Below are 8225 nucleotides of genomic sequence, written 5' to 3'. Positions count from 1 at the left end.
AGATCAAAATCTGACGGCGGCCTGCCGGCCGGCCTGTTTCATTGCCGTTCGCGTTAATGTAGCCGCTGCCGCAGGCTGCGACCGGCTCCGCAGGAGACGCTAAACCTGCCTCCCCGATATTCCTGACATATCGCGCCGCCTGGTTTTGCGAGCGCTAGCGCTCGTTCGCAGCCTTCGGCAGCGGCTACAAGGAACCAGCCTGCGCACCTTGGCTTTGGCTTTGGCTTTTGATCTTGATCTTGATCTTGATCTTCCGGCCCCTTCCCAGCCGGCCGAACGCAGGCGTTGCGTAGGGGGCAGCTCGGCATGGATGCCGAGCTAGCCGCCACCCGGCCATGGATGGCCGGTTGGCGGCGGGCCCCCGGAGCAATGCCGGAGAGAGGGAACCCCGAGCCTAGGCGAGGCACCGAGTGGAGGGGCAGGAGCCTTTGGTTACTTTGGGCTTTTCAAAGTGACTCGCTGTAAGAGCGAAACCGCCAGCGGCCGCACCCGCAGGAATGGATATGTCCCCCCTCCCACTCGCTGTAAGAGCGGAACCCCAAGTAGCCGTGACCGCAGCAACGGATATGTACACAGCCCACTCGCTGTAAGAGCGGAACCCCAAGTAGCCGTGACCGCCGCACCGGATATGTACCCAACCCACCGCTGTAAGAGCGAAACCACCAACCGCCACACCCGCAGCAACGAATATGTACACTTCACCCCCAGCCCCACCGACCCCAGGCTCCCTCTAAATGCCCGCCCTGAACTTCAAGCAAATCGACGTCTTCAGCTCCACCCCCCTCAAGGGCAACCCCCTGGCCGTGGTGTTCAACGCCGACGATCTCAGCGACGAACGCATGGCCGCTTTCGCCACCTGGACCAACCTCAGCGAAACCACCTTCCTGCTCAAGCCCCGCGCCCCCCGGGCCGACTATCGCTTGCGGATCTTCACCACCACCCAAGAGCTGCCCTTCGCCGGTCACCCGACCCTGGGCAGTTGCCATGCCTGGCTCGAAGCCGGCGGGGTGCCCCGGGGCGAGGAGATCATTCAGGAGTGTGAAGTCGGTCTGGTGCGCATTCGTCGTCAGGGCGATCAGCTGGCCTTTCTCGCGCCGCCGCTGCTCAAGTCCGGCCCGGTGGAGCCCGAGGTGCTGGAGCAGGTACGCCGTGGCCTGGGCCTGAAAGCCGGGGATATCGTCCAGGCGCAGTGGGTCGACAACGGCGCCGGCTGGCTGGCGGTGATGCTCGGCGAGCGCCAGCAGGTGCTGGATCTGCAACCGGACTATCCGGCACTGATCGGTCTGGCCGTAGGGGTGATCGCGCCCTGTGACCCCGAGCGCGATGACACCGATGCGCAGTTCGAGGTGCGGGCCTTTATCGCCGGCGACGGCATGCCCGAAGACCCGGCCACCGGCAGCCTCAATGCCGGGATCGCCCAGTGGCTGCTGGGGGCCGGGCTGGCGCCGTCGCGCTATCGGGTCAGCCAGGGCCTGAGCATGGGCCGCGCTGGGTCCATCGATGTGGAGCAGGTGGGCGATGAGGTGTGGATCGGCGGCTCTGCCGTCACCTGTATTGAAGGCAAGTTTCTCGCGGGGTGAAGCCGCGGCAAGTGTCCAGCTCCAAGCCCAGCCCGGCGCAGTTGCCACTTGCCGCTTGCCACTCGAAGCTTGTTGCTTGTTGCTTGTTGCTTGTTGCTTGTTGCTTGTTGCTTGTTGCTTGTTGCTTGTTGCTTGTTGCTTGTTGCTTGTTGCTTGTTGCTTGTTGCTTGTTGCTTGTTGCTGCTCCTCTGTCTTGCGTCAGATGGTCGCAGGCCGGCCTGCGCGGGCCCTCGCCAAGCCCATGAATAGCGGGCCTGGCGCTGATTGTTAGCAGATTCGCAAGACTCTCTTGAGCCGTGCGGGTTTGTACCCTGGCGGCTCTGGGCATAAGCTTTCAGCCTTTTTTCGCCATCGCTCGTGTTGTCCCGCGCTCAGCCTTAGGAAAAATCATGTCCAGCCAGTTCCCAGAAGCCCGTCCCCGTCGCCTGCGTCGCTCCGAACAACTGCGCAGTCTGTTCCAGGAAACCGAATTCACCCTCAACGACCTGGTGCTGCCGATTTTCGTCGAGGAGGAAATCGACGATTTCGTGCCGATCAAGAGCATGCCCGGGGTGATGCGCATCCCCGAATCCAAGCTGGCCGGCGAGATCGAGCGTTACGCCCGCGCCGGGATCAAGTCGGTGATGACTTTCGGTGTGTCGCACCACCTGGACTGCGATGGCAGTGATACCTGGAAGGAAAACGGCCTGGTGTCGCGCATGTCGCGCATCGCCAAGGACGCGGTGCCGGAGATGATCGTGATGTCCGACACCTGCTTCTGCGAATACACCGAGCACGGCCACTGTGGCGTGATGCACGGCCATGAAGTGGACAACGACCAGACCCTGATCAACCTCGGCAAGCAGGCGGTGGCTGCGGCCCGTGCCGGCGCCGACGTGATCGCGCCGTCGGCGGCCATGGACGGTCAGGTCCAGGCCATCCGCCGCGCCCTGGACGCCGCCGGTTTCACCCAGACGCCGATCATGGCCTATTCCACCAAGTTCGCTTCGGCGCTTTACGGCCCGTTCCGCGAGGCGGGCGGCAGTGCGCTCAAGGGCGACCGCAAGAGCTACCAGATGAACCCGATGAACCGCCGCGAAGCGGTGCGCGAATCCCTGCTGGACGAGCAGGAAGGCGCCGACTCGCTGATGGTCAAACCGGCCGGGGCCTACCTGGACATCATCCGTGACATCCGCGAGGCCTCGCGCCTGCCGGTGGCGGCGTACCAGGTCAGCGGCGAGTACGCGATGATCAAGTTCGGCGCCCAGGCCGGGGCCATCGACGAGCAGCGGGTGGTGCGTGAAAGCCTGGGTTCGATCAAGCGCGCCGGTGCCGACCTGATCTTCACCTACTTCGCCATGGACCTGGCCCTGGCCGGGATCTGACCAGGCCCCCGCCGTACCGCCACGAACGTCGTCCGGCGTTCGTGGCTCTTGCCAAGACTTCCGCCCCTACATGACAATGCGATTCATTATCAAATATGAATCCTTATTGTCATGCCCGCCGACGACTTATCCCTGCGCAGTGCCGTCACCGATCTGTACACCCATCACCACGGCTGGCTGCAGGGCTGGTTGCGCCAGCGCCTGGGCAACACCTTCGATGCCGCCGATCTGGCCCAGGACACCTTCGTGCGGGTGCTCAAGGCGCGCAATGCCCTGGAGATCCGTGAGCCGCGGCCCTACTTGTCGCGCATCGCCAATGGCCTGCTGATCGACCTGTTTCGCCGCCGCTCCCTGGAGCAGGCGTACCTGGAGGCCCTGGCCCTGGTGCCCGAGGGCGAGCAGCCGTCGCCGGAGGAGCAGAACCTGATGCTCCAGGCGCTGTTGGAGGTCGACCGGCTGCTGGACGGCCTGGGGGCCAGGGTCAAGCAGGCTTTCCTGCTGTCCCAGTGCGATGGCCTGACCTACGAGCAGATCGCCGAACGCCTGCAGATCTCGGTGCGCAGCGTCAACAACTACATGGCCAAGGCCATGGAGCATTGCTGCCTGATGCAGATGCGGATGCAGCTGTCATGAGTTTTGCCAACCTGCAACTGAGCGTGAGCGAGCGCCAGGCCATCAGCGGCGCGGCGCGCTGGTATGCGCAGTTGCGCTCCGGCACCGCCAGCGAACAGGAACAGGCGGCCTGGCGCGAATGGCTGGCCGCCGACCCCTTGCATCGCCAGGCCTGGGAACGCATGCAGCAACTGGGCGAGCAGATGTCGGCCCTGCCTGGCGGTCTGGCCGGTTCCACCTTACGCGGGGCCGGGCGCTCGCGCCGTGAGCTGATGCGCAATCTGGTGGTGCTGGCTTCGGCCGGCTCCCTGGGCTGGCTGGGTTGGCGCAGCGACAGCGCCCAGCAATTGCTGGCGGACTATCGAACCCAGGTCGGCGAGCGCCGTGAAGTGCGCCTGGCGGACGGCAGTGCATTGCTGCTCAACACCGACACCTCGGTGAATGTGGCTTTCGACGGTCAGCAGCGCCGGTTGCAGTTGCTCTGGGGCGAGATGCTGGTGAGCGCTGGCGTTGATGCGCAGCACAGGCCATTGCGGATCATCACCCGCCACGGCGAGGTCCAGGCCCAGAGCGCGCGTTTCGTGTTGCGCAGCGAAGAGCGCGAGGATCAGGTGGCGGTGCTGGAGCAGGGCGTGCAGGTCAGCCTGGGTAACGGGGCGCTGGTGCGTCGGGTCGAAGCCGGGCAGCAACTGGCTTTCAACACCCGGAGTTTCGCCGCGCTACAACCCAACGACGCTTCAGTAGGCGCCTGGCGCCAGGGCAGCATCATCGCCCTCGACCGACCCTTGGAGGACTTGCTGGCGGACCTGTCGCGCTACCGCCGGGGTGTGGTGCAGTGCGATCCGCAGATTGCCGGCCTGAAGATTTCCGGGGCCTTTCCCATCGATGACACCGACCGCGCCCTGGCGGCGCTTGAGAGCGGTTTCTCGCTGCGCATCGAGCGCTACACCCGCTATTGGGTGCGGGTGTCCCAGCGCCGCCTCGGCTGAAACCAAGCGGTAAAAAATAATTATTCCGGTCTTTGCACTTTTGCCCATTCTGATCCGGCTCATCCCCCAGTGGATTCATTTTCAAGATTGGGGGAAGGCAAAACATGTCTGAAGTTCACAAGTCGAAGTTGGCCCAGGCCATCAAGGTCGGGCTCTGGGGCGCGTTGGCGGTGTATGGCGCGGCACTGCTGCCGTTGACTGCGGTGGCGGCCAGCGAACAGACGGCGGTGCGCCGCTTCGATATCGCGGCGGGGGATCTCACCGAAGTGCTGAGCCGTTACGCCAGTGCCGCCGGGGCGGCCATCTCCTTCGATGCGCGACAGACGGCCGGCTTGCGTTCGGCGGGGCTCCAGGGGGATTACGGGGTGCAGGAAGGCTTTGCGCGGATTCTTGCCGGCAGCGGCTGGCAGGCCGAACCGCAGAGTAACGGCAGCTATGTGCTGCGCCCCGTGCCCAAGGGCAATGGCACCCTGGAGCTGGGCACCACTCAGGTCCAGGGCCAGGAGCTGGGGGCCACCACCGAGTACTCCGGTTCCTACACCACCGGCGCGGTGACCATCGGCAAGGGCCAGCACTCGCTGAAGGAAACCCCGCAGTCGGTGACCGTGATCACCCGCAAGATGCTCGATGACCAGAACCTCAACACCATCGACCAGGTGATGGAAAAGACCCCGGGCATCACCCTCTACGACTCGCCCATGGGCGGCAAGTATTTCTACTCCCGGGGCTTTCGCATGACCGGCCAGTACCAGTACGACGGCGTGCCCCTGGACATGGGCAGCAGCTACGTGCAGGCCGACAGCTTCAGCAGCGACATGGCCTTCTATGACCGGGTGGAGATCCTGCGCGGCGCCGCCGGCATGCTCAAGGGCGCGGGCGGTACCGCCGGTTCGGTGAACTTCGTGCGCAAGCGTGGCCAGGCCACGCCCCACACCCAGCTGATGATGTCCGCCGGCAGCTGGGACAACTACCGGGCCCAGGTGGATACCGGCGGGCCGCTGAACGACGCTGGCACCGTTCGCGGCCGGGCGGTGGTGACCCAGCAGACCCGGCAGTATTTCTATGACCTGGGGGAGCGCAAGGATCAGGTCTACTACGGCGCCCTGGATTTCGACCTCAGTGACGACACCACCCTGGGCCTGGGCATGGCCTATGAAGACGTTGACTCGCGCCCGTGCTGGGGCGGCCTGCCACGCTACAGCGACGGCAGCGACCTCAAGCTCGGCCGTTCCACCTGCCTGAACACCGCCTGGAACAACTCGCGCAGCAAGCGCGCGACCTATTTCGCCGACCTCAAGCAACAGCTCAACGACGACTGGGCGCTGAAGGTGGCCGGGGTCTACAGCCGCAACACCCAGGACATCGAGTACGCCTTCCCCAGCGGTTCGGTGCCGGTGGGTGCCAGCCGTTCCAGTACCCTGATGCTGGGCAGCACCTATGACTACGATCAGGTGGACTACGGCTTCGATGCCTATGTCGACGGCCACTTCCAGGCCTTTGGCCAGGAGCACGAACTGACCTTCGGCGCCAACGCCAGCCGCTCGATCAAGGACGACTTCTATGCTGTGGCCGGCTTGCCGCAGCGGCAGAACGTGCTGGACCCCGATCACCATCTGCCCAAGCCTGATGCCAGCTACTACGAAAGCAATTCCACCCGGGGCGGCCCCTCTGATCTGCGGATCCAGCAGCAGGGGCTGTATTCCACCCTGCGCCTGAAACTGGCCGACCCGCTGACCCTGGTCATGGGCAGCCGGGTCAGTTGGTACAAGTCGCAGAACGATGCCGTGGCCTACTGGCGCGACACCCGCACCCCCAGCAGCGCCCGTTCCAAGGAAACCGGCGAGGTCACGCCGTTCGCCGGGGTGCTGTACGACCTCAACGACAACCTCACGGTCTACGCCAGCTACTCCAGCATCTTCACCCCTCAGGGCAGCTATCGGACCCTGGACGGTGCCTCTCTCAAGCCGCTGGTGGGCAAGAGCTATGAAGCGGGGATCAAGGGCGAGTGGTTTGACGGTCGCCTGAACAGCGCCTTCAGCTTGTTCCGCACCCTTCAGGAAGATGCGCAGCAGGACGACCCGGCCTGCCCGGACAGCACCTGCTCGCTGAACTCGGGCAAGGTCCGCGCCCAGGGCTTTGAAGCCGAAGTCAGCGGTGAGGTGATCGAGCGCCTGCAACTGCTGGCCGGCTACACCTACACCCAGACCAAGACCCTGGAGGATGCCGACAGCAGCAAGAACGGCCAGTCGTTCAATTCCTACGTACCGCGGCACCTGCTACGGGTGTGGGGCGACTACCAACTGGGCGGTGCCCTGGAGCGCTTCAATGTGGGGGCTGGGGTCAACGCGCAAAGCGACAACTACCGGGTCTCGCCCACCAGCGGCAATCACATCAGCCAGGCCGGCTATGCGATCTGGAACGGGCGCATCGGCTATCGCATCGACGACACCTGGTCCTTGGCGCTCAACGGCAACAACCTGCTGGACAAGCGTTACTACACCACCATCGGTACCGAAGGCTTCGGCAACTTCTACGGAGACCCGCGCAACTTCACCCTGTCGGTCAAGGCCGACTTCTGAGGTCGGGTTGACGGTCGCGCCGGTGCTGGCCGTGCGGGGACCGGGCGCGGCCGCTTCAGGCCGTGGGCGGGTGGGCGTCGAGCAGGGCCATGAAGCGTTGCAATTGCGGCGACGGGTTGTCCCGGTGCCAGTTCATGTAGAGCCCGATGCTCGGCCTGGATTGCGTGCCGACGGCGCTTAGCGGGCGGTAGGCGACGCTGCCTTGCAGCGCCGTGTCGGCCATCGATTGCGGTACCAGGGCCACGCCGAAACCGCAGGCCACCAGACCCAGTAGGGTGTGGATGCGCTCCGCTTCTTGGGCCACCTTCGGGGTGAAGCCGGCTGCCGTGCACAGCGCCATCAGCTGGTTGTGGTAACCGCTGCCCAGGGCCTGGGGGGTGAACACGAAATCTTCAGTGGCCAGGTCCTGCAGGTCCACCTCGGATGCTCGGGCCTGGGGGTGGTCGTGGGGCAGGGCGATGACGATCGGTTCATCGAGGATCAGCCGCGAGACAATCTGCCCTGCGGGCAGCGGCAGGTCGCGCATGAAGGCGAGGTCGGTGTCGTCGTTGAGCAGGGCCTTTAGCTGCCCGGCCGATGGCATTTCCCGCAACGCCAGGCGCACCCCAGGCAGGGTCTGGCGAAAGCGTCGCAGGCTGGCGAGCAGCATCGGGTAGCCGGCCAGTGACAGCTGCTGATACGCAGGGTGCCGGCCAGCCCCTGGGCGACATCGCGCGCCTGTTGGATGCCTTGCTCCAGGGTTTCCAGGGTGCGTTGGGCGCTGTGCAGGAAGTCCGCCCCGGCCGGGGTCAGGGTTACGCCACGACGATTGCGCAGCAGCAGGCTGAAGCCGAGTTTTTCCTCCAGGCGGGCGATGGCCTGGCTCAGGGGCGGCTGGGCCATGTGCAGGCGCGCAGCGGCCTTGTGAAAGTGCAGCTCCTGGGCGACGACGATGAACTGGCGCAACAGGCGCGTCTCGATCATGGCGAATGCTCCTTGCTTGGGGGGAACCGCTGGGACTGTAAACCTGGAGGTCCATGGTTTCACAGGTTTTTCTTTGATATTCAGAACCTCTCACAGGGGCTGTAATTTAGTATTAAGTCGTTGATTTTCATGCTGTTA

5 protein-coding genes and 1 pseudogene are annotated in these 8225 nt (G+C 64.6%); 5 read left to right on the top strand and 1 reads right to left on the bottom strand.

Annotated features, from left to right (window positions below):
• The first annotated feature begins 734 nt into the window (after window positions 1-734).
• From J5M73_RS08410 to J5M73_RS08390, 5 genes are all read left to right on the top strand, one after another.
• On the top strand, window positions 735-1580 hold the full coding sequence (locus J5M73_RS08410; protein WP_102864157.1) for a PhzF family phenazine biosynthesis protein: 846 nt from the start codon (window positions 735-737) through the stop codon (window positions 1578-1580).
• A gap of 389 nt (window positions 1581-1969) precedes the next feature.
• A complete protein-coding gene (gene hemB, locus J5M73_RS08405) occupies window positions 1970-2944 on the top strand; it encodes a porphobilinogen synthase (RefSeq protein ID WP_016962997.1) in 975 nt (324 codons plus the stop codon).
• Between the two features lie 111 nt (window positions 2945-3055).
• Complete coding sequence (locus tag J5M73_RS08400; protein ID WP_102864158.1) at window positions 3056-3577, top strand: sigma-70 family RNA polymerase sigma factor; 522 nt, start codon at window positions 3056-3058, stop codon at window positions 3575-3577.
• Window positions 3574-4545, top strand: coding sequence for a FecR domain-containing protein (locus J5M73_RS08395; protein WP_207167428.1), 972 nt, complete (start codon window positions 3574-3576; stop codon window positions 4543-4545). Before J5M73_RS08400 ends, J5M73_RS08395 begins: the two co-directional genes overlap by 4 nt.
• A 104-nt stretch (window positions 4546-4649) precedes the next feature.
• The gene (locus J5M73_RS08390) at window positions 4650-7124 is read left to right on the top strand and encodes a TonB-dependent siderophore receptor (RefSeq protein WP_102864160.1); all 2475 of its coding nucleotides are present in this window, start codon (window positions 4650-4652) and stop codon (window positions 7122-7124) included.
• 76 nt (window positions 7125-7200) lie between these two features.
• Here J5M73_RS08390 and J5M73_RS08385 read toward each other — a convergent pair.
• Window positions 7201-8087: pseudogene (locus J5M73_RS08385) on the bottom strand (LysR family transcriptional regulator); the annotation flags it as partial.
• Window positions 8088-8225 lie beyond the last annotated feature (138 nt).

The sequence above is a fragment of the Pseudomonas sp. 50_B genome, assembly GCF_017491625.1.
GTDB lineage: Bacteria > Pseudomonadota > Gammaproteobacteria > Pseudomonadales > Pseudomonadaceae > Aquipseudomonas > Aquipseudomonas danubii.
This window is presented reverse-complemented; position numbering and strand designations above follow the sequence as displayed.